At 34.3% G+C, this 23059-nt stretch carries 26 protein-coding genes and 1 pseudogene; 7 read left to right on the forward strand and 20 right to left on the reverse strand.

Annotated elements, in window-relative coordinates:
* Nucleotides 1-460: 460 nt before the first annotated feature.
* A complete protein-coding gene (locus HT586_RS09930; protein ID WP_096075962.1) occupies nt 461-883 on the forward strand; it encodes a YgzB family protein in 423 nt (140 codons plus the stop codon).
* Between the two features lie 28 nt (nt 884-911).
* On the opposite strand, the gene perR is transcribed toward HT586_RS09930, so the two are convergent.
* The 3 genes from perR to HT586_RS09945 form a co-directional block, all read right to left on the reverse strand.
* Entirely contained in the window at nt 912-1370 is a 459-nt protein-coding gene (perR, locus tag HT586_RS09935) for a peroxide-responsive transcriptional repressor PerR (RefSeq protein WP_096075961.1), read from the reverse strand.
* Between the two features lie 130 nt (nt 1371-1500).
* Nucleotides 1501-2451, reverse strand: coding sequence for an NAD(P)-dependent oxidoreductase (locus HT586_RS09940; RefSeq protein ID WP_203545706.1), 951 nt, complete (start codon nt 2449-2451; stop codon nt 1501-1503).
* 12 nt (nt 2452-2463) lie between these two features.
* A complete protein-coding gene (locus HT586_RS09945; RefSeq protein WP_203545707.1) occupies nt 2464-2919 on the reverse strand; it encodes a peroxiredoxin in 456 nt (151 codons plus the stop codon).
* Nucleotides 2920-2999: 80 nt separating this feature from the next.
* Here HT586_RS09945 and HT586_RS09950 point away from each other — a divergent pair, with 80 nt between their 5' ends.
* Together HT586_RS09950 and HT586_RS09955 are read left to right on the forward strand one after the other, a co-directional pair.
* The gene (locus tag HT586_RS09950; RefSeq protein ID WP_203545708.1) at nt 3000-4298 is read left to right on the forward strand and encodes a glutamate-1-semialdehyde 2,1-aminomutase; all 1299 of its coding nucleotides are present in this window, start codon (nt 3000-3002) and stop codon (nt 4296-4298) included.
* A gap of 54 nt (nt 4299-4352) precedes the next feature.
* Nucleotides 4353-5438: an FUSC family protein gene (locus tag HT586_RS09955; protein ID WP_111746438.1), complete on the forward strand. Its 1086-nt coding sequence runs from the start codon at nt 4353-4355 to the stop codon at nt 5436-5438.
* Between the two features lie 25 nt (nt 5439-5463).
* On the opposite strand, the gene HT586_RS09960 is transcribed toward HT586_RS09955, so the two are convergent.
* From HT586_RS09960 to mutY, 5 genes and pseudogenes are all read right to left on the reverse strand, one after another.
* The gene (locus tag HT586_RS09960) at nt 5464-6069 is read right to left on the reverse strand and encodes a DNA-3-methyladenine glycosylase (protein ID WP_133354939.1); all 606 of its coding nucleotides are present in this window, start codon (nt 6067-6069) and stop codon (nt 5464-5466) included.
* A gap of 137 nt (nt 6070-6206) precedes the next feature.
* Nucleotides 6207-6479: pseudogene (locus HT586_RS09965) on the reverse strand (glutamate synthase-related protein); the annotation flags it as partial.
* Between the two features lie 122 nt (nt 6480-6601).
* Nucleotides 6602-8347: an ABC transporter ATP-binding protein gene (locus HT586_RS09970; protein ID WP_203545709.1), complete on the reverse strand. Its 1746-nt coding sequence runs from the start codon at nt 8345-8347 to the stop codon at nt 6602-6604.
* A gap of 47 nt (nt 8348-8394) precedes the next feature.
* Nucleotides 8395-8943, reverse strand: coding sequence for a nucleoside tri-diphosphate phosphatase (ntdP, locus tag HT586_RS09975; RefSeq protein ID WP_096075953.1), 549 nt, complete (start codon nt 8941-8943; stop codon nt 8395-8397).
* A 72-nt stretch (nt 8944-9015) separates the two neighbouring features.
* The gene (gene mutY, locus HT586_RS09980) at nt 9016-10059 is read right to left on the reverse strand and encodes an A/G-specific adenine glycosylase (protein ID WP_203545710.1); all 1044 of its coding nucleotides are present in this window, start codon (nt 10057-10059) and stop codon (nt 9016-9018) included.
* 96 nt (nt 10060-10155) lie between these two features.
* On the opposite strand from mutY, the gene HT586_RS09985 reads away from it, so the two are divergent.
* Nucleotides 10156-11148 (forward strand): metal-dependent hydrolase, encoded by a 993-nt coding sequence (locus tag HT586_RS09985; protein ID WP_203545711.1) that lies wholly within the window; start codon nt 10156-10158, stop codon nt 11146-11148.
* A gap of 26 nt (nt 11149-11174) precedes the next feature.
* Here the strand turns inward: HT586_RS09985 and HT586_RS09990 are convergent, their stop codons facing one another.
* The 8 genes from HT586_RS09990 to HT586_RS10025 form a co-directional block, all read right to left on the reverse strand.
* Nucleotides 11175-12038 carry a hypothetical protein gene (locus HT586_RS09990; protein WP_203545712.1) on the reverse strand — a complete coding sequence of 288 codons (864 nt, stop codon included), beginning with the start codon at nt 12036-12038 and terminating at the stop codon, nt 11175-11177.
* 9 nt (nt 12039-12047) lie between these two features.
* Entirely contained in the window at nt 12048-13580 is a 1533-nt protein-coding gene (locus HT586_RS09995) for an ATP-binding cassette domain-containing protein (RefSeq protein WP_203545713.1), read from the reverse strand.
* 11 nt (nt 13581-13591) lie between these two features.
* Complete coding sequence (locus HT586_RS10000) at nt 13592-13912, reverse strand: YfhH family protein (RefSeq protein ID WP_096075948.1); 321 nt, start codon at nt 13910-13912, stop codon at nt 13592-13594.
* Nucleotides 13909-14703, reverse strand: coding sequence for a recombination regulator RecX (gene recX, locus HT586_RS10005; protein WP_203545714.1), 795 nt, complete (start codon nt 14701-14703; stop codon nt 13909-13911). The genes HT586_RS10000 and recX overlap by 4 nt, the downstream gene beginning before the upstream one ends.
* Before the next feature lie 57 nt (nt 14704-14760).
* Nucleotides 14761-15480, reverse strand: a complete 720-nt coding sequence (locus HT586_RS10010; RefSeq protein WP_203545715.1) for a glycosyltransferase — start codon at nt 15478-15480, stop codon at nt 14761-14763.
* Between the two features lie 621 nt (nt 15481-16101).
* Nucleotides 16102-16620, reverse strand: a complete 519-nt coding sequence (locus HT586_RS10015; protein WP_099581104.1) for a type 1 glutamine amidotransferase domain-containing protein — start codon at nt 16618-16620, stop codon at nt 16102-16104.
* 90 nt (nt 16621-16710) lie between these two features.
* Entirely contained in the window at nt 16711-18090 is a 1380-nt protein-coding gene (rlmD, locus tag HT586_RS10020) for a 23S rRNA (uracil(1939)-C(5))-methyltransferase RlmD (protein ID WP_203545716.1), read from the reverse strand.
* 11 nt (nt 18091-18101) lie between these two features.
* Nucleotides 18102-18260 carry an SE1561 family protein gene (locus HT586_RS10025; RefSeq protein WP_096075943.1) on the reverse strand — a complete coding sequence of 53 codons (159 nt, stop codon included), beginning with the start codon at nt 18258-18260 and terminating at the stop codon, nt 18102-18104.
* Nucleotides 18261-18394: 134 nt separating this feature from the next.
* On the opposite strand from HT586_RS10025, the gene yfkAB reads away from it, so the two are divergent.
* The gene (yfkAB, locus tag HT586_RS10030; protein WP_203545717.1) at nt 18395-19519 is read left to right on the forward strand and encodes a radical SAM/CxCxxxxC motif protein YfkAB; all 1125 of its coding nucleotides are present in this window, start codon (nt 18395-18397) and stop codon (nt 19517-19519) included.
* Between the two features lie 129 nt (nt 19520-19648).
* On the forward strand, nt 19649-20167 hold the full coding sequence (locus HT586_RS10035; RefSeq protein ID WP_203545718.1) for a helix-turn-helix domain-containing protein: 519 nt from the start codon (nt 19649-19651) through the stop codon (nt 20165-20167).
* A 32-nt stretch (nt 20168-20199) separates the two neighbouring features.
* On the opposite strand, the gene HT586_RS10040 is transcribed toward HT586_RS10035, so the two are convergent.
* The 4 genes from HT586_RS10040 to HT586_RS10055 all read right to left on the reverse strand — a co-directional run bounded on the left by HT586_RS10040 (nt 20200) and on the right by HT586_RS10055 (nt 22550).
* Nucleotides 20200-20718: an acyl-CoA thioesterase gene (locus tag HT586_RS10040; protein WP_203545719.1), complete on the reverse strand. Its 519-nt coding sequence runs from the start codon at nt 20716-20718 to the stop codon at nt 20200-20202.
* A gap of 143 nt (nt 20719-20861) precedes the next feature.
* Nucleotides 20862-21035, reverse strand: coding sequence for a hypothetical protein (locus HT586_RS10045; RefSeq protein WP_203545720.1), 174 nt, complete (start codon nt 21033-21035; stop codon nt 20862-20864).
* A 55-nt stretch (nt 21036-21090) separates the two neighbouring features.
* Nucleotides 21091-22326, reverse strand: a complete 1236-nt coding sequence (locus HT586_RS10050; RefSeq protein WP_203545721.1) for an aminopeptidase — start codon at nt 22324-22326, stop codon at nt 21091-21093.
* A 26-nt stretch (nt 22327-22352) separates the two neighbouring features.
* Nucleotides 22353-22550 (reverse strand): DUF1128 family protein, encoded by a 198-nt coding sequence (locus HT586_RS10055; protein ID WP_111746404.1) that lies wholly within the window; start codon nt 22548-22550, stop codon nt 22353-22355.
* A 180-nt stretch (nt 22551-22730) separates the two neighbouring features.
* Between HT586_RS10055 and HT586_RS10060 the strand changes: the two genes are divergently transcribed.
* Nucleotides 22731-23036 (forward strand): YtxH domain-containing protein, encoded by a 306-nt coding sequence (locus HT586_RS10060; RefSeq protein WP_096075937.1) that lies wholly within the window; start codon nt 22731-22733, stop codon nt 23034-23036.
* Nucleotides 23037-23059: the final 23 nt, after the last annotated feature.

Consider the following 23059-nt stretch of genomic DNA (forward strand, 5'->3'; position numbering starts at 1 on the left):
AATGTTCATTTTTTCGCGTTACAAGAATTAATGTTACCATAACCCTCAACTCTTTGCAACACTTATTTTTAAGAAGTTTTACACTTGAATGTTCATTTCGTTTCAAGTAGTAATCTTTCTTGCTTTATTATATTACATCGATATGAACATAGTTTCAAGTGCAAGTTTTACACTTTTTCACTTTGTTATTTTCAATGTCTTAAAGCTGTGCATCGCTTGTTTTCAGCGACTTTTATATCTTATCAAGATGGATTGCTTTCGTCAATACCTTTTATTAATTTTTTTTATCTTTATTTAGTCTTTTAATGTAGACTATAGTAATTCCTTTAATGATACTATCTTATCATAGTACTTATTCTATCTGTTTCTTTCGTTCTTTAATAAAGAATATACAGTTAAGAGAGATAATCATTTATTAATATGATATAATGCTTTTCAGTATTATATAGGAGATGATGGTTTGAAATTATTCAATAAAAAACCGACAAGTAAGATTAACCGTATCCGTTCATGGGCACTCGGCTTAATCTTCCTGGCAATGATCGTAATGTATATCGGTTCTGCAATTTTTTACTTTTACCATAGTCAACTAATCTTTTCTCTGTTCTTATTATTAGGAACGATTCTTTTCTTAATTAGTTTCGTAGTTTATTTCTGGATTGGAATGCTTTCAACGAAGACCATTCAGGTGCGATGTCCAAACTGTGACCACTATACCAAAATGTTAGGTCGTGCTGATATTTGTGCAAACTGCAATCAGCCACTTACGTTAGATCCTGCATTAGAAGGAAAAGAATTTAATGAAGATTATAACAATGCAAGAAAAAGTAAAGCATTAGAAGAAAAAGAGAAACAAGCAGCTAATAATGATAGTAACTTGTAGTAAATTAAATATTTAAAAAAGGAAATCGCTATTTGCGATTTCCTTTTTTGTTCATACATTCTGGACATACACCATAAATCTCCATACGATGATGAGTCACTGCAAAGCTAGTAATATGTTGAGCGATATTCTCTACTTCATCAAGTCTTGGATAGTGAAAATCAGTAATCTTGCCACATTCACTACATATAACGTGATAGTGATTATCTGTTTCAAAATCAAAACGACTTGCTGCATCTCCATATGTGAGCTCTTTAACTAAACCACTGTCTTTAAAAACTTTTAAATTGTTATAGACAGTTGCTACACTCATGTTCGAAAACTGTGGAGATAACGCTTTATATATTTCATCGGCAGTAGGATGACTATTAGATTCAATTAAAAATCTAAGTACTGCCTGTCTTTGCGGTGTTATTCTCACGCCAGTTTTTCGTAAACTTTGAATCGCATCGTCAAGCATATGTTCCATATTCAATTCAGCTGACATCATAACACCCCTTTCCTACTTTATATTAATTCTATTTTACATTCTTTTTTTCAAAAATGTCAAATAGGCAATTTCGGGATGCAATTTTAGTCCTAAGTATCCTGTTTATTTAATGCTGTTATCGATGAGCTCAATATCCCTTTGAAACATCGACTTTATTCACAAAATCCGCTTCGTTTTCTATGCCAACAGACAAATTCTTCTTAAAGATTTCTGTAGCTCGTCGGTTGTAATGAACACTGTTCCCAGTAATATGCGGTGTCATAATAACATTGTCTAATGCATAAAGGGAATTTGTCGGTTCAAGTGGTTCATTGTAATATACATCTAAACAAGCTTTTCTTATAACTTTATCCTGCAAGACTTTAATAAGTACTTCTTCTTTTGTAACTGTTCCTCTTCCGACATTTATAAATAAAGCATCCTCACCCATCGCCTGAAAATCTTCTATCGTTAGTAAATCTATTGTCTTCTCTGTCTCAGGCAATACATTGACGATAATATCTGACTGAGCAAATGCTTTTTCTCTGTCTTTTATTGCATATACTTCATCAAATCCTGTGATACCTCTACCATCTGTATTAAGACCAATTACTTTCATGCCGAAAGCTTTTGCGATATGTGCTGCATATTGCGGGATTTCACCTGTTCCGATAAAGGTAATCGTCTGTTCAAATAACTCTTTTTGACGAATCTTTGTTTTATATCCTTTTTCTTGCTGTAATTCATAGTAAGAAATAACATTTTTATAATCAGTCATAATATAGCTGAATATGTACTCAGAAATCTGGATTTTATGCACACCACGCGCATTGGTCAATATAATTCCTTTGTCATTGATAAGTGATAATGGCAATTTATTAACACCTGCCGCATACCATGCAATCCATTTTAAGTTTTTCGCTTTATTGATGATTGTTTCATTCAACTTAGAATCATAAGTAATGATGACTTCCATCGTTTGAATATCCTCATTTGTTAAACGATCAAATCCTTCACGCTGGATAAATTGGTGTTCTGGATATTGGTCTGCTAATTCGTCTATCAATTCTTTTAGATTAATCGTAGAAATCACTTTCATAACTTTCTCTCCTTATCGTAAAACCGACTGAATATCTTCCATTTGTTGTTTCACCTTAACACCATCAAAATATGCAATAACTTTGTTATCTTCATCCAGAATAATCGTAGTTCTTACAATTCCCATCGCTTCTTTGCCAAATGATTTTTTCAAACGATAAATACCAAGTGCTTCTGAATACTGATAGCTATCATCAACAAGTAAATCAAATTTCAAATTGTGCTTCTTAATAAAATTCGTGTGTTTCGTTTTACTATCACCGCTCACACCATAAATTTTCGCACCCAGTTCATTTAAATCTTCCAGATGATCATTAAAATCACACGCCTGTGTTGTACATGTCGGTGTATTGTCTCTCGGATAAAAATATAATACCGTCTTTTGTCCTAATAACGATTCATTCGTTACTACTTCTCCATTTTGATTTTCCAGTGCAAATGCAGGTAAATTATCTCCAATTTTCAACATTTTAATCCTCCTAATCAAATTTTTATTAACTCTATGATAGACTAGTAGACGAAAATACTAAACAAAAAGAGGTTGATAAAATGAATTTTACAAATTCTGAAAAAATACAAAAACGCGCAAATGAAGCGATCCTTGGTGGGGTTAACTCTCCATCGCGTTCATATAAAGCAGTTGGCGGCGGTGCTCCGGTAGTGATGGCTCGTGGTGAAGGTGCTTACTTCTATGATGTTGACGGTAATAGATATATTGATTATTTAGCCGCATATGGACCAATCATTACAGGACATGCGCATCCTCATATTACTGAAGCGATTAAGCGTGCAGCTGAAAATGGCGTGTTATATGGAACGCCGACTGAACACGAAGTTGTGTTTGCTGAAATGCTAAAAGAAGCAATTCCTTCTTTAGAAAAGGTCCGTTTCGTAAACTCTGGTACTGAAGCAGTAATGACAACAATCCGAGTAGCACGCGCATTCACGAAGCGTGATAAGATTATTAAATTCGCCGGCTGTTATCATGGACACTCTGATTTAGTACTAGTTGCTGCAGGTAGTGGCCCGTCACAACTCGGAACGCCCGATTCTGCAGGTGTACCAAAAAGTGTGGCACAAGAAGTGATTACTGTTCCATTTAATGATATTGAACAATTTAAAGAAGCATTCCATCACTTTGGCGATCAGATTGCTGGCGTCCTTGTTGAACCCATTGTTGGTAACTTTGGAATCGTTGAACCTAAAGAAGGATTTTTACAAGCAGTAAATGATATCGCCCATGAACATGGTGCTTTAGTGATTTACGATGAAGTAATTACCGCGTTCCGCTTCATGTATGGTGGTGCTCAGGATCTTTTAGGTGTAAAACCCGACTTAACAGCATTTGGTAAAGTCATCGGCGGAGGATTACCAATCGGTGCGTATGGTGGCCGTCAGGACATTATGGAGCATGTGGCACCACTCGGACCAACATATCAGGCAGGTACGATGGCAGGTAATCCATTAAGTATGCAGGCAGGTATCGCGTTACTTGAAGTCATTAAGCAAGATGGTGTCTACGAAGAACTAGATCGTCTCGGTAAAATATTGGAGGACGGTATGTTAGCGCTTATCGATAAATATAATATTCGTGCCACAATCAACCGTTTAATGGGTGCAATGACCATCTACTTTACCGATGAAAAAGTTGTCAACTATGAACAAGCAGAAAACACTGACGGTGAAGCGTTTGCCAAGTTCTTTAAATTGATGCTGAACCAAGGTATTAACTTAGCACCATCGAAATATGAAGCATGGTTTATCACAACTGAACATACTGAACAAGATATTCAAGATACATTAAAAGCTGTAGAAAACGCTTTTATGTCAATGACGGTTGAAAAATAATTGAAATTCATGTATAAGTGTACTATCAACCAAATAATGAGGTAGAGCTATCAAATGAAATTAGGCGCACGTATTTTTAAAACCGGCATCGCTATTATCATTTCTTTATTCATTGCACATGCAATTGATGCACCTGGTGCAATTGTAGCTGGAATTTCAGCACTTTTTGCTATGCAGCCCAACGTCTATCGATCATTTAAGACGATCATCGAACAGTTTCAAGGAAACATTATCGGTGCAATATTAGCAGTAATTATGGCGCATTTATTCGGATTCCATATTATCATTATCGGTATTACATCCATTATATTAATTTCTATATTACAAAAATTAAACTTATCTCATGTGACGGGTCTCGCTGTTGTAACACAGTTAATCATAATGGATCATCAAGATGGTGTTTTCTTTTTATCAGCTATTTATCGATTCACTTTTGTTATGATCGGCGTGGTAAGTGCCTTTGTGGTGAATACATTGTTTTTTCCACCTAAGTTTGAAACGAAGATGTATTATAATTGTCTGAACATCAGTAGCGATATTTTTAAGTGGATACGACTTGAAATTAATGGATCTACAGAATTTCATGCAGTAAAACGTGATATCGATGATATTCGAAGCAGAATTGAAAAAGTAGAGGAACAATATAATCTATATAAAGAAGAACGTGCTTACTCAAAAAAAGGAAGTATTCGTAACTTAAGAAAAAAAATTATCTTTAAAGAAATTATTTTAGCAACTAGACGTGCACATGATGTTTTACGTAAATTACACCGTTATGAAAATGATGTAATTAACTTACCAGAAGATTTAAAAGTTCAGATTAAATTTGAACTCGATGAATTAATGACGATTCATGAAGAAATTTTAATGCGCGTAACTAAGAAAGTTCCCGCAACAAAAATTGATGAAAATTATATGATCAATGAAGCATTTAAAGAAAATATTCTTGATGCTTTCTTGAGAGAAATTGAACAACAACAATTACCTGAATATAGTAAGGAACATGTTTTAATTGTAATCGGGACTATTTTTGATTATCGAGACCGTCTAGAACATCTCGATCGCATCACTCATAGTTTCTATAAATATCATAAAGAAGACAAAAAGATTACGATAGTAAACGAAAATATCGATTATTAAAAAAGCAGTCATATGACTGCTTTTTTTATGCTTTCCAGCCATTTTTCTCTTCAGGTTTAACTCTGTCTTTTGAAACGTAAGGATTGCCCTTTACGGTAAATCGGTATAAATATTCTACTGCTTCTTCTTTATTATCGATTCCGATACGTTTGCTTTCTATTATTTGCACTGGCATCCTACCTTCTGATAACTGAATAGGTCCTTCATTTAACCGTGTGCCATTATGTAAATCGCGCTTAACGCCTAAACTTTGTGTTAGTTTCCCTGGACCATCAGTTAAATTTACTGCTCTGCCACGACGCTCAATCATCGTATCTATCCCTTCTTCAGGTTCAATCGCTCTTATCAATACTCCTTCTGGTATTGTAGCATCACGTGTAATAAAATTCATGCAGTGATGTCCATGCATCGTATAAACATATACACCACCGTATTCTCGATACATCATTTCATTCTTCTTCGTACGACGTAACTGGTAAGCGTGTGCTGCTTTATCCTGTTCTCCTAAATAGGCTTCTACTTCAGTAATATATCCGCTTGTAAGCTTGCCGTCTATTTCCGTAGTAATTTTTTTACCGAGTAAGTTTTTTGCAGCTAAAAGCGTATCATCCTTAAGAAATGTTAAATCCATATCCTTCACCTCACTACTTCATTTACCCTTACAATATCTTGATATGCAAATTTAATTTAAACACAATTCAGAAATCATTTTAAAAAATAAAGTAAAAGTAAAAGCGATAAACCCAAATTGAGTTTATCGCTTACCATTTAAACCGCTTCTTTTAAAGGTTTATACATTCTATTCACGTACTGTTCACCAGTAATAATCTCACCATTTTCAGTACGATATAATAAGTGTTTCGCTGTAATTTGTGTAGGACTTTCAACAACTAAACCTTTCTCTTTATCTGGAACAGTTGTCGCTACTCCCACAGGACAGTCATTCGTATGACATTGTTGGGCCATAATACATCCGACACTCATCATCATCGCACGGGCAACTTGAACTAAGTCTGCGCCAAGCCCAAGTGCAATCACAACAATCAGTATCAGTATCAAAAGAATTGTATCCACAATCTATTGAATCGTTTGTAATAAGTCTACAAAAAATACCCCCTATGTATGATAGATATATCATACATAGGGGGCTCAAACACCCCACACTATTCTGCTTCTAAATGCTGAATAGAATATAAATTGTAATAATGTGAACGGTTATTCATTAGTTCCTGATGCGTACCAATTTCAACAATCTCACCATTCTGAATCACGACAATCTTATCTGCATGTGTAATCGTAGATAGTCTGTGTGCAACAATCACGGTTGTTCTATCTTTCGATAACGTTTCCAGTGCTTCCTGTATAACCGCTTCACTTTCAAGATCAAGTGCACTTGTCGCTTCATCCAGAATTAATATCGGTGGATTCTTTAGGAATACACGTGAAATAGCTACACGTTGTTTTTGACCACCAGATAATTTAACACCACGTTCACCAACTTCTGTGTCGTAACCATCTGGTAAACTCATGATAAAATCATGAGCATTAGCAAGTTTTGCTGCATAGATCATTTCTTCTTCTGTCGCATTTGGTTTACCGAGTAATATATTTTCTCTGATTGATTCAGAAAACAGTATATTATCCTGCATGACCATGCCAATTTGTGTTCTTAAACTTTCAATTGAATAATCCTTTAATGGTACGTGATCAATTTCAATTTCACCGCTTGTCACATCATAGAATCTTGGTATTAAACTAATCATCGTTGACTTTCCGCCACCACTCATACCCACAAAAGCTACAGTTTCACCGCTATTGATATCTAGATTGACATGATGTAACACTTCTTCATCATTTTCATTATATTTAAATCCTACATTTTTAAATGTAATATCACCGTGCTGAACTTTGATATCACGCGCATGCGGTTCATCTTTAACATCATATGGCTCATCAAAGAGCTGGAACATACGGTCCATCGAAGCTAAACTTTGTGTCAGCGTCGTTGATGATGATACTAATCGACGTAACGGTCCGTATAAACGGTCGAGATAGGCGATAAATGCTGCTAAACTACCTACTGTTAAGTCACCTTCAATCACGAGATACGCACCAAACCCTACAACGAGCAGCGGACCGATATCCGTAATCGTATTGATGACTGCGAAACTTTTCGCATTCCATTTCGTATGGTCAGTTGCTTTCTTCAGGAAATTTTTATTGCGTTTATTAAATCGTTCATTCTCTTCCTCTTCAATTGCAAAGGTCTTGATAACAGTCATACCCTGCACACGTTCATGTAAGAAACCTTGTACTTCTGCTAGAGACTGACTTCGTGCACGTGTTAATTTGCGGAGATTACCAAAGAAGTAATAGATACTAAACATGTAGAAAGGGAAGACGATCAATGAAATTAATGTTAATTTCACATCCATCATAAACATAATTGCAAGTGCGATGATGATTGTAACAAGATCCAGCCAGACATTCATCAATCCAGTAACGATGAAGTCTTTCGTTGACTCTACATCGTTAATTACACGTGAAATAACTTCTCCAACTTTATTGTTAGAATAAAATCTGACACTTAGTGCCTGCAAATGTTTATATAGTTTCTTTCTAATATCATACAATATTTTGTTACTTGTCCACTGTGCTAAATATTGTCTATAATATTCTACAGGCGGACGGATGACAACAAAGATAAACCCAAAGATTAATATTACATTCATCAATGCTGACTTTTTCTCTTCAATTGTCATGGCACCATTACTGATTACATCATCGATCACATATTTAATCAGTAATGGAATCATTAAAGGTATACCAAACTTCAGAATTCCGATGGCAATGGTCAAAATAATCAACATCCAGTAAGGTTTAACAAACTGCATATACCGTTTTATCATATTAAAACTCCCTTAACAAAATTAAATCAACCTAATGATAGGTTGATTTAATCTTTCATTCTTTTCTGGAAATGAAATCGCTCTTGCCAGACCTTTATGAAATCCGGCGCAAATGGTCCCTTTTTCCTCTCAATCCATTGCTGCAAAATATCAACGTTTCGCCTTAGGATCTCATCAATCTCTTTTGGATAGTTCATCTGTTTCATATGCTGTTCATATTCATCTTCATCCAATAAGTGATACTTACCATTAGGATAGACTTTAATATCTAAATCATAATCAATGTATTTAATGGCTTCTGTATCGTAAATAAATGGTGATGATAAGTTGCAGTAATAATACACACCATCTTCTCTAAACATACAAATGACATTAAACCAATACTCTGAATGAAAATACACGATAGCTGGTTCTCTTGTAACCCATGTTCTACCGTCACTTTCAGTTACAAGTGTGCGATTATTACCCCCAATGATAACATGATTCGTCCCTTTTAAAATCGTTGTTTCAGACCAGACTCTGTGAATTTTCCCATTATGTTTATAACTTTGTATCTGCACATTCTGGCCTTCATTTGGTATGGATTCTTTGACCATATTCCACACCACCTATAATTTATAATATTTGCATTTTAAATTATAACATAATAAAGGCCTCAATAAACGAAATTAAACTTGATGATTGTTATCAATATAATAATTAAAGATTTTAGTCATCGATACCGGAAAATTATATAAATTTTTATCTTCAACTGAAATGAGTTGATAGTTTTCAGGTATGATATCTTTCGTATGTGCAATATATACTTCAAGCTGCCATTCTAGATGTGTAAATTGATGTTTCGTCTTAACTATTGGTGTGTCTTCAATAAACAATGACATATCCATTTGTTCTTCAATATCACTTACATGTGTATCCATTTCAAACATCGGAAACTGCCACATCGATGCCAGTAAACCTGTTTCAGGTCGCTGTTCAATAATGATCTGTCCATCCTTTTGGATAATCAGAACTTTATATTGCTGAACAATTTTCTTAACTTTTTTCAACTTAACTGGTAAATTTAATACACTTCCTTCTTCAAAAGCCACGCAGTGACTTTGAACGGGACAAAGCATACATAAAGGTGCTTTCGGAGTGCACACCGTTGCTCCCAGTTCCATCAACGCTTCATTGAAGTCACCTGCTGCTTCCGGCATCACTTCCATTACTTTCGATTCAAAATGACGTCGTGCTTTTGAATTAGTTATATCAAAGTGATCATTATCGAGTCTTGCAAATACACGATATACATTGCCATCCACTGCCGGTAATGGATGATTAAATGCAATACTCATCACTGCGCCCTGTGTATATGGACCAACACCTTTTAATGAGAGGAATGTAGTCGGGTCATTCGGTACTTCACTATTGTAATGTTCTTTTACATCACGAATTGCCTGATGGAAATTTCTAATGCGTGAATAATAGCCCAAACCTTCCCAATATTTTGCGACATCATCAATCGGTGTTTCAGCAAGTATATCAATACTCGGGAAACGCTCGATAAATCTTGTGTAATAGGCACGAACAGTATTTACTTGTGTTTGTTGCAGCATGACTTCAGACAACCATATTTTATATGGGTCTTTCGTCTCACGCCACGGCATCTGTCTTTTATTCTGTTCAAACCACTTTAATAAATCTTTACTAAACGTTGCTTTATGTTTCATAACAACCAACTTTCTAAATTTATTGTTAATTCGATTAATTTCGTTCATGTTTCTATGAACTTTCGCTTATAATAGTATATGAAAGGGATGATTCATATGGATACAGCTACTCATGTCGTTATGGGCGTTGCACTTGCAGGGTTATCAACGATTGATCCGGCAGTTACAACAATGTACCCTGCTATCGTTACAACAGTGATAGTCGGAAGTCAGATTCCTGACATTGATACAGTGCTAAAATTTAAAAATAATGCCGTATATATCAATAACCATAGAGGTATTACACATTCAATTCCATTTACATTGATGTGGCCAATCCTCATTACAATTTTAGTGAGTTTTATCTTTAAAGAAAATCAATATTTCCATATATGGTTATGGGCACAAATTGCCGTCTTTCTACACGTGTTTGTTGATATCTTTAATTCATATGGTACGCAGGCTCTAAGACCGCTGACGAAGAAATGGATTCAAATTGGCATTATCAATACGTTTGATCCCATCATTTTCTTATTGCATATTGGTGCAATCACTTTGTGGTACTTTGGTGGAAATCCCGTTTATATCTTTACGAGCTTAATTATTATACTAGTAATCTACTATATCATTAGACGTATACTTCAACAATCGATTAAACGTGCAGCCATTAAATTGATACCGAAAGACGAAAGAATTATCAAAACTTTCGTTGCACCTACGATACGTTTCTTTGAGTGGCGAGTAGCCATCCAGACAAATACACATGATTACATTGGTCGTAGTTATAAGCGTTCTGTTAACTTCAATGACCGCTTTAAACGTGTACCTTTTCCAGAAGCAAAATATATGCAGGATGCAAAGAATGATCCTAATTTTAAAGCATTCATTAATTTTAGCTCAATTTACCGCTGGACAGTCACAAAAACAGAAACTAGCTATGAACTGCGTTTTATTGATTTACGTTATTTAAAGAAAGGACACTATTCTTTTGTAGCCATATTAGTACTAAATAAAGATTACAAGGTAACACATAGTTATACCGGATGGGTGTTCTCTGAAGATAAATTACAAAAAAAATTATTACGCGGCCGTGTAAAAATAATAGAGTAAAAGATGCAGTATTCGCATCTTTTACTCTATTTTTTATTTTTTATTTTGCTGAAGTTAATTTTTCTTACGTTCAGTTTATTGTCTTTATTCTTAATGTTATCTTCATTATCAGTCATCACTGATTTATTGACATTGATTTCATCCTTTAGAATTTTGTAAAGGTAGCCAAACCACAAGTAAATTAATATAAGTTCGAAGATGAAAATCATCTGACTCGGTAAATTAAGAAAAGGTGTTGTTCCTAATACAACAGACTCCTCAATACCATTCACTACAAAATAAAATGGATTAAGCTTTAATATGTTTACAACAAATTCAGGTAAATCTGATGGAATCCATAAAATAGGCACACTAATAAAAATAACCGCCAAAATCCCAATGATAATCCAGCGCATATTACGAATTAAATGTGACGTTAAAGCAAGTAACGTACATATTGGCATCAATAATAAAAATGTTAACAATGAAAAGTACATTATACACAGAAAACTTGTATCCATCTCTAATTTATTTGTCGCTGAAATAAGCAACAGCATCAATAAAGATAATATAAACAACAAGAAAAAATTAATAATCTGAACCGTCGTTAATACATATGTCGGTGTATTTGTAATATTTAGCATAAACCCTCTTGTCTGTAACATCTTCATTGAAAAATATACAGAACATGCGATCCAGAAGAATACTAAATAACCAGAAAGCGACCATACTTTAGATAATTTTTCAATCGGCAGACTTTCGGTAATATTAAGTAACAAAAAAGTCGCTGCAATTAATAGTAGGTTAATCAATAACCAGATAGAATAAAGCTTTTGGTTATAGTAAATCTCAATTAAAGCATTTTTAATTGTATGTGGAATATATTTGATTGTGTTTAATAATTCATTCATGATTCACACCTACATTTGAATATATAGCCATTCATTCTTCGAAAAGTCTGCAATGCCATATCCCTCTCCAATTTTTACGATCCATTCATCTGATTGAATGCCAAATTTCTTTTTTAAACCCGCTGCATTTTCAATCGGAAAACTAATACCGTTCATATAATTGGTATCGTTAAAGTGTAGATTAATTTTATTCTTTGTTAATTTAACTTTATATCGATCTTTTGTTTCCGGATATAACTCTTTATTGATTGTTGCATGGCTTTTGCCTAAATAACCATTAAAGAATTCTCTAAAGTTAACATAGTTACCGTACATATAATCTTCAAGCTCACTATACGTATGCTCATCATACAGTGCAGCTGGATTGATAAAAGTAATATCTTTTTTATTAACATCCATTGTACTGCCCGCAAAATCGACTCTGTAAACTTTTTCATTTAAGCCAGAAATCGTTAGTATTGTATTACCTGGTAACTTAACATCTTTTGATGTATTTGTAAGCTTCGTTTCTTTATTTGTTACGCCGAATGCATATTTATCGATATATTCTTTCTTAGGCTTTTCGACGATACTACTTTCCTCAGTAGCAGTAATTTTACTTGGTACACCGATATTATTCAATAATAATACGAACATTAGCGCAATACCAAACAGTATTAGCGCACTCGTTGTAAGCAGCTTTTGTAGACTTTCATCTACAATAACGCTACCATAACGTTTTATGCGACTTAATTTATCACCTTCATCATGATCAAGTGATCTGGCCATCTTATAATTCAAGTCAAATAGTTCTCTTTCACTCTCATTACGGCAACTATTATATTCTTTAACATATGTATTATATATTGGAATAATTTCAGCTGGCGTACCAGACTTTCTCACCTGTCCATGACTCATCCAGGTAATATAATTTGCTTTAGAATGAATAAAGTCAATATCTGACTCAATTAATACGATTGATTTGCCTTCCTTAACAAGTAAATCAATCACCATGCCAAATTTTTCTTTAAATACATCATCAAGATGTTGATATAAATCATCAAATATAATCACGTCCGGCTTTAAAAAATAAGCCAATGCTATCATTAACTTAGAGCGGTCAGATGTCGTTAAATCATTTGTTGATTTTTTCTCCTGATCTTTTAAACCACTAAATTCAAGGACATGTTTACGTTTTTCATTAAATAAATTTAACGGAAGATTATAAGATAAGAAGATAGATTCAATCAATTGCTTAACTGATGATTCTCCATCAAGAATATGGTTATGACTCGCTAAAAAAGTCGGATGATCGTTTTTTACACGTCCTTCATTTGGTTCAACAACTTTCGATATTAATTTACCAATGACGGATTTCCCAGAGTTCGGTAGTCCAATTAAACCTAAAATCTCCCCTTTATATAGATGTATCGTAACATCTTTAACTTCCACATGATGGTTTTTAGATTCAGGCATAATAATATCTCTAAACTTCGAGAATCCACTGACATGACGGAAGTATTTTGTAACATTTACCAGTCTCACTAAAATATTATTTGACATTTTTATTCTCCTTAAGCATCAAGCTGTAACAGTGCCAAAGGTATCCCTTCTTCATCTAATTGGGAACCTAATCTGAATCCCCACGCAAATACGCCTTTAATGCGCTCAACTTTAAAGTATGCTTTCTGATTTCCGATCAATTGATACACTTTACCGATTTCAACCTTTTTTGTATCAACCATATAGCTCTCTGCAATTAAAGCTTTACGCATCCAGACTTCATATTCATTTACAATCCCCATCGTCTCAGCTTTTCTTGCTTTTTCACGATAAGTACCAACAATCTCACGTAATTCATGTTCATTCATTTCGATTAATTTTTTCTCATTCATTCGAGTCCACTATCCTTTAAACGTTCTATTATTATATCGTATTCAAAACCTTTTCTCATCATGCTTTGAATGACTTTTTGCTTTAGTTCAAAACCTTCATGTTTACGTGCTAAACGATTGACTTCTTTTTCAAGATTTTTTTGAAGGGCATCTTCGTTTGATTCCATTTTAACATTTTTTAAAGCATCATTTGCAATATCCAAATTATAACCTTTTTGAATCAGAGTTTGCATTATTTTTTGTTGAATCATACGTGCGGATTGCTTTTTTTCGTACTTTCTTGTTATTTTAGCAGCAATTTTATCTATTCTTTCATCAGTAACTTCAGTTTCAAATTGATATGAATATTTATCGATTAAATTTTGCTCTACACCAAGTTCCTTTAATTTCTGAGCGAAGATAACAGGGCCTTTATCAGTCGTATTTAGCATTGTATTCATAAAGCTGACACAATAATCCTCATGATTAATATAACCATTCACTTTACAATAATCGATTGCTTTGTCTATCGCCTGTGGATTAACTTCTATATTTATCAAATAATCCCGTACTTCTTTTTCAGTTCGCTTCTTATAGGATAAATACTGAATTGCTTTATTGACAGCTACACGATATCCATCATATTCACCTATTTTAATCAGCATTTCATCTGTAAGCACTAAATCTTTCTTCAAATTAAAATGAACGTAAGTAGCAGCATCTATACCTGCAAAAAATTCACCATTGATATATAAGTTAAAGCGTTCTTTATTATTTTTCTGTACTTCTATTTTGGTGATTTTTTTCTCCATCATAAAACCTCCATAAAAATAACGCTAAATGAATATTTAGCGTTAACCTTATACATATTATAACCCACTTACAGCTTCATTATATTGCGTTTGATCAATAAATTTCTGATCCATCATCTTTTGTAGTGTTTCTTTAGTACGTGTCTTTAAAGCAGCGTCTGATTGATAAGCTTCTGGATGGTAAACAGATGGTGCGTTAATACTGCTTGCCAGCAAGGCACTTTGGAGTACTGTTATTTGAGGGTAATATTGATTTTCTTTATGTGTACTGACATTAAAATCTGCGTTCGCAGCACTTTCAATATTATAATGATTATTACCAAAGTAAATAGAATTCAAATAATAACTCATAATCTGATCTTTAGAGAAGTTATTCTCTATACGCTTTGCGACGACAACTTCCTTAATCTTTCGTGAAATAGACTTTTCATTATCAAAGAAGTACGTCTTCGCAAGTTGCTGGGTGATTGAACTACCACCTTGTGACGCTTCTCCGTTTTTGATAGAGACAATAATGGCACGTGCAGTACCAAACCAATCTACTCCGTCATGCGTATTAAATCGTTTGTCTTCAACAGCGATGAAAGCATTCTTAACGTAAGGTTGCATATCTTTAGTCGCGACGTAAGTTTGCTGTTGCTCAATTGCTCGAAGTTCACTGATATCGACCTGAAAGCCTTTATATACATTAAAACCGACATATAATATCATTAAAAGTATTGGAATTAATAAAATAGAAAAACAACCACAACCGCATCCACGTTTCTTTCTTCTCAACTGTAAGCACCTCTTTTCTTAATTTTATCTTACCACCACGGTTAAATGTTTGGAATTAAAAGAAGCAGTAAATGCATAAAATCAGTCTTGGGTTGTATGAGGTGGTGTTGGTGTTTATGCTAGCGATATTTTAGGTTTATCGCTAGCATCCTATAATTTCGTTCTTTTTTCGCTACTTGCTAGCGATATTTTAGGTTTATCGCTAGCATTCCTATAATTTCGTTCTTTTTTCGCTACTTGCTAGCGATATTTTAGGTTTATCGCTAGCATCCCTATAATTTCGTTCTTTTTTCGCTACTTGCTAGCGATATTTTAGGTTTATCGCTAGCATCTCTTTAATTTCGATTCTTTTTGTGGCATTTGCTAGCGATATTCTAGGTTTGTCGCTAGCATCTCTTTGATTTCGATTCTTTTTGTGGTAATTGCTAGCGATATTTCAAGTTTATCGCTAGCATCTCTTTGATTTCGGTCTTTTTGTGGCATTTGCTAGCGATATTCTAGGTTTATCGCTAGCATCTCTTTAATTTCGATTCTTTTTCGGCAATTGCTAGCGATATTTCAAGTTTATCGCTAGCACACAAAAAAACCAGCTAACAAATGTCAGCTGGTAAAAAATATATTCTATTTTAATAATGCTAATGATTCACGATTAAAGTCTTCTAAATCATCTGGTGTACGTGATGTTACGATATTGCTATCTACAACAACTGATTCGTCTACTACTGTTGCGCCAGCATTTTCTAAATCTTTGCGTACTGATAAGTAACTTGTTAACTTTTTACCTTTTAATAAATCTGTATCGATTAATAATTGTGGACCGTGACAGATGGCGAATACAGGTTTTTCATTTGAAACGAATGCTTTTGTAAATTCACCGAATCGTCCTTGCTCATCACCACGTAACATATCTGGTGAGAATCCACCTGGGATTAATAAAGCATCGAAGTCTTCAGGTTTAACATCACCGATTGCTTTATCTATTGTTACCTCTGTATTGTCTTTTTTACCTTTTACTGTGCTACCTGCCTCTTTACCGATAACAGTAATTTCATGTCCTTCTTTTTTAAAGGCCTCAACCGGGCTCGTAAATTCCACATCTTCAAATAAATTGTCTAATACTACTGCGATTTTCTTAGTCATAATATAAATTCCTCCTAAAATCGTTATAGTATTATTTACCCGTCTTAAAAATGATAAAACATCCATAGCAAATTACTATGGATGTAACTGTTATTTCCCTAATTTCCTTTTACGTACAAGTCTTACAACCGCTTCCACTTGCGCTGTTTGCGGGAACATATCCACTGGCTGAATGTACTCCACCTGGAATGCTTTCGTTAAATGCGCTAAGTCTTTAGCAAGTGTTGAGGGATTACAGCTTGTATAGACGAATGTCTTCGGTTTAATTTCATTGATCAGTTGAATCGTTTCTTCAGATAGGCCTGTTCTTGGAGGATCTACTGTAATAACGTCCGGATAGAATCCGTCTTTAATCCATTCATCAAGTTTATCTGATGCATCACCAATTTCAAACTTACAATTATCTTTATTGTTTGCAGTAGCGTTATAAATGGCATTAACGATTCCATCTTCATTCGTATCCATTCCACGTACTTCTTTGGCGTTGTCCGCTAACCAGATACCAATCGTACCTGTTCCACAGAATGCATCAACAACATTTTCTTTGCCTGTCAATCCAGCAGCACGTTCTACTTCTTTGTAAAGTACAACAGTTTGTTTCGGATTTAACTGGAAGAAGCTTTCTGCTGATAAGTCATACACGTGATCTTGTAACGTTTCACGAATCGTCTCATCACCAGCAATAACGATAGTCTCATTGCCCATTACAATCGATGTCTTCTCTTTATTGATATTTAATGCAACACCTTTAACACCAGGTAAACGCATCACACGTTCTGCTAACAAGTCCTGCTTCTTTAAATCGCGCGTATTTGTTACGAAGACTACTTGCAAGTCTCCACTCGCAAGTGCTACACGGGTAATAATATGTCGAACGCCAACATCACGCGAAGGATTTTTACAAACTTCTATATTCAGTTCACTCATAATCTTCTTGATTTCATTAGTCGTCTTCATCGTACGATCATCTTGTACGATACATTCATGTAAATCAATCAAAGTATTAGAATGCTCTTTATATAGTCCTGCACGAATTTTTCGTCCTGATTTCTCCACTGGGAATTGATTTTTATTTCGATAGCCAAATGGATTTGCCATGCCTAATGTATCTTTAATTGCATCAAGCTTAACGTGTGGTGCGTATTTAGTAATAGCATCTTCAACGATCTGTTTCTTATATTTCAATTGACCATTATATGAAAGATGCTGTAATTGACATCCACCACATAGATCAAATACATTACACGGTGGTTTCACGCGCTCTCTTGATTTTTCACGAATCTTAACCATCTTTGCTTCTAAATATTTATGATTAATATCTGTAACTTGTGCCACGATTACTTCGCCAGGTAATGCCCCTTTAACAAATGTAATCTTCCTTTTAAAATAACCTATTCCCTCGCCGTTTATACCGAGTCTTTTAATTGTTAAAGGAAACTGCTGACCGATCTTTACTTGTATATCTGCCATAACTTATCTCCTTATTGTTGAATAGATTTTACTTTCTGTTCTAACTGATCAAGTAACGCTAACCATTCATCGATATCATGAATATCTGTCGTTTCAGGGTCTACTGAATCAATCGTCTCCATAAAATCATTTAATTTTACTTTAATTTCTTCTAAAGAATCTTTAGTCATAATGTGCTCCTTTTTTATTCTATGAATGTATTCATTATGTAACAGATTCCTTAAACTTTCAATGTATTTATTATTGACAAACATTCTCACACGTTCATAATAGAAAAAGACGATTACTGGAAAGAAGGCTAAAAATGATACAATTGAAAGACAAAATTTCAATTCACAATGATCCTTGGGAAGCATATAACGACGTTGAAAAATATGGTGAAACGAAACTTTCAAACATTGAATTTACAACGACCACATTATGTAATATGCGTTGTGCACATTGTGCTGTCGGTTATACATTGCAATTAAAAGATCCGGACACAATTGATATGAAGACCATTTTCAAACGTCTGGATGAAGTTGAATATCTCTCTACTTTAAGTGTTACAGGCGGAGAGCCGATGTTCTCAAAGAAATCAATTAAAGAAACGGTTATTCCAATTTTAAAATATGCCCAGGCCCGTGGTATCTATACACAAATGAATTCAAATCTAACGATTAATTATGATCGTTATGAACCAATTATTGACTTAGTCGATGTCATGCATATTTCTCATAACTGGGGTACAATCGATGAATTTGCAGAAGTTGGTTTCCACGTAATGGATAAGAAGCCCCCACTTGCTGCACGCTATAAGCTCTATGAACAGATGATTGAGAATTCACGTAAATTATCTGAAGCAGGTATTTTTGTCTCCGCTGAGACGATGTTAAACAAAAACACATTACCATATCTCGAAAAGATACATAATGAAATCGTAAATGATATGAAATGTGCTCGTCATGAAGTACATCCGATGTACCCATCAGACTTTGCGAGCGACTTAAATGTACTAACAACTGAAGAAACGAAAGCTGCAATCAGAAAGTTACTTTCATTTAGAGACCAGGAAACTTGGATGTTATTCGGAACGTTACCTATTCTCCCTTGTTCATTGGATAAAGATGATTTATTATTCCTGGAAGAAGTAAATAACGCTAAAAATGTTACGGTTCGTAATGATCCGGATGGGCGTTCAAGATTAAATGTTAACGTATTTACCGGTGATGTAATTGTGACGGACTTTGGCGATGAGACGGGCACAATTGAAAATATTAATACGACGTCACTTCAAGATATCTATGATAAGTGGAAAGTAAGTGCGCTCAATCAATCCCTAAATTGCCACTGTCCAAAAGTGCAATGTTTAGGACCGAATCTACTCGTTAAAAATATGTATTATCCGAATGTTGATTTTAAAGCAAATGAAATTAGGATGAATCAATAATGATATCTCATTAAGACCCATTGCGGGTCTTTTTTTATTAATAATTAGTTTTTTTGAAATATTCTTATTATTTGATACTAATTTTCATGTATAATGATATATAAAGTATATTTTAGGGGTGTTATTCATATGACAATCGGGGAAAAGATACGAGAAATTCGAAAGAAACAGAATAAAACTTTAAAATACATATCGGATGAAACCGGCGTTTCTATCGCTTTTCTTTCACAGTTAGAAACAAACAAATGCAGCGCAACGATGGCATCACTCAGAAAGATTGCAGATGCATTAGAAATTCATCCAAGCTATTTCTTCCATACGACAACTGTTGAAAAGATAGAAGTTGATGCTTCAGAACTTACGAAATCATTTACATATCAGAATTTATCAAACGGCGTACCTGGCGCATTTACACCAATTCGTGTTGTATTACAGCCTGGTGCGAGTCAGGATGATTCGAGTCAACATGCCGGTGTTGAATTTATTTACTGTATCAAAGGAACTTTGACACTTACAGTTGGTACTAAACGGTTAGAATTACAGCCTGGCGCATCTTATATGTTTGATGCACACGAACCTCATTACTGGTACAACTTTACTGATGAAGGCGTTGAATTTTTAGTAGTGAATGAGATATATAAACAATAAAACGAATCCGGAAATCAATCCGGATTCGTTCTTTATACTTCAATATTTTTCTCGAAGAAATTTAATAGTTCTTTACTTTTATCTCTTCTGCTTTTACGAAATTCTGCACGTTCTTTCCCTGTTTCATTTAGCCAAACTTGATCTTCTGTCTCCGCAATGACTTCAGGTACAACGACCGGTTTATTATTTTCATCCAATGCCACAAAAGTCAGGAAACTAATCGCGGCTAAATGTTTTGTCTGCTTGATAACATTTTCTGAAATGACTTGTACACAAACTTCCAGAGAAGACGTACCTGTATAAGTCACTAACGCTTCGAGTGTGACTACTTCACCAGGACGTATTGGCTTTAAAAAGTCAACTGAATCCGTACTTGCCGTTACTACTGAACATGCACAATGTCGCGTTGCAGCAATGCTTGCCACATCATCAATCAATGTCATGAGTTTTCCACCGAATAATGTATTATGATGGTTCGTATCCGTTGGGAATATTTGTTTCGTCTTTACTGTCTTTGATGCATTCATCGGCTTTTTTAATCGTTCTGTCATCGTCATACCTCAATTCTATTACTTTATTTAAAAGTCTTATTTAGTATATGCAAGATTATAATCTGTTTCGAGCTAACGGTAATCTTCCTTTGTCGCCAGCACAAAAAATAAAAAGAGATAGAAATCTATCTCTTTAAAAGTTATTAATGTAAATCGTCAGCAAAAACTTTCTTTTCTAAAGCTTCTTCAGGTGTATCAATAATATCTGATTCTCTTGAATCAAATGCATTGATTAAAGCCATCATAATAAATCCACCGAAAGTAAAGATCACAAATAAGAATGCGATAACTACTAACCACATCATAGGTACTGACATGACCATCCTCCTCTTATATCAATAATAATATCATCATATCACTTTATTTTAAAAATTAAAACGCCCAATTTCCATTTACAAAGATTGCTTCTTCTTGTCCGTCTGCTGTGATCCCTGAAATATTCATTTCAGCAGAACCGACCATAAAGTCTTCATGTGTAATGGAATTGTTTAAACCGTGTGCTGCTAGCTCTTCATCGTTCATTTCCTTACCACCTTCGATACAGAAAGGATAAGCTGAACCTAATGCTAAATGACAAGATGCATTTTCATCAAATAAAGTATTATAGTAAAGAATCTTTGAATTTGAAATTGGTGAATCATGTGGAACTAATGCGACTTCACCTAATCTTTTTGCGTTCTCATCTGAGTTTAATAATCCTTCTAAAATATCTTTACCAACTTTCGCATCAAAGTCAACGACGACACCGTCTTTAAATGTTAAAGTAAATTCATCGATAATGTTGCCACTATAGCTTAACGGTAATGTGCTGGATACTGTACCGTTAACTTCATCTTTGTGAGGTACCGTAAATACTTCTTCAGTTGGCATATTTGCCATGAATGACGTACCATCTTTATTGATACTAGAAGCACCACTCCAAATGTGTCCTTTCGGAAGTCCAACTTTTAAGTCAGTTCCTGGTGCTGTATAATGCAATGCCACATAAGCTTTCTGATTTAAATAGTCTGCTTTAGTATGCAGATTATCATTATGTTCAACCCACGCCTGAACAGGATCTGCTTCATTCATACGCACAGATTCTAAAATAGCATCTAATAATTTATCGAACGCTTCAGCTTGCTCTAATTCCGGGAATACTAATTTTGCCCAGGCTGGTGATGGATATGCTGCAACTGTCCATGAGAACTGGTCTGATTGCATCATCTTCATATATTCTTTAAAGCCTGCACCATAAGCTTTCATATTGGCTGCCACTTTTGCAGGATCTGCATCTTTTAAATTTTCTGGACTTGAAGAGATTAATGCTAATTGTGCTGCATAATCTCTGGCGTAATCCATACGCTCATCGATTAAATACTGTGGTACATTTTCAAATGCAGGCTGATCACGATACTGGAAGTTTAATTGCGCCAGACGGTCGTCACCATAAGATACTTTAACATCACTTGATCCTGCTTTATAAGCTTCTTCTACGATTAAATGTACAAAATCTTTTGCATCGACTGTTGCACGAATAAATACACGCTGGTCCTTTTGAACATTCATTCCGACTTTGACAAGTAATTCAGCATATTTTTGTAATTTTTCTTCTTTGTTGTAACTCATAAGTTATCCCCTTTTCTATATAAATATTATTTTCTTAGTTGTCCTAATGCATCTGTTAAAGCACTCATCTCACTTGGTGAAAAGCTATCTCTTTTTGATACCATCTCATGTATCTCTCTTAATTCATCAATTTTGTTATCGTCAATAGATTCAGGCTTTATAACACCGACATTTACTAATTTTAACTTTTGAATGATTTCATTGACCATTTGTTCTTTATTCATCGTTAGCACCTTCTCTTTCAAATTTCATACAAAATCTATTTTATCAAACAATTCAAAAAATGAATAATATAAAATTTTTTATTTTTGATATTTCTTTGTTTATCAATCTCAACAAATGGCTATATAATAATTAATAGGTGTGAAACACACCATTTCTTACAATTTAGGAGGAGAACAATTATGAATAACAAATTAATCCCTGCAACAATTGCTGGTGCTATTATCGGTGCCGCAGTATCAATGATTGATAAAAAGACACGTAGTTCGGTTAAAAATCAAGTTCAATCAACAAAACAAAACGGTATTACACCAGCTCCATCTACAAAAGCGAAAGCTAAAAATTTAAAAGATGAGTTATTATACTGGAAAGAAACAATCGATGAAATTCGTCGTAATAACCCAGAATTAGAACGTGCTATTTTAGATGCAAAAGATACGTTCATTCAAAAACGTAACCAGAAGAAAATCTCTGGTCCAAACGGATAATTTCTTAAATCAATTTAATAATG

Origin of the sequence: Macrococcoides bohemicum (genome assembly GCF_016865215.1) — a bacterium.
Taxonomy (GTDB): domain Bacteria; phylum Bacillota; class Bacilli; order Staphylococcales; family Staphylococcaceae; genus Macrococcoides; species Macrococcoides bohemicum.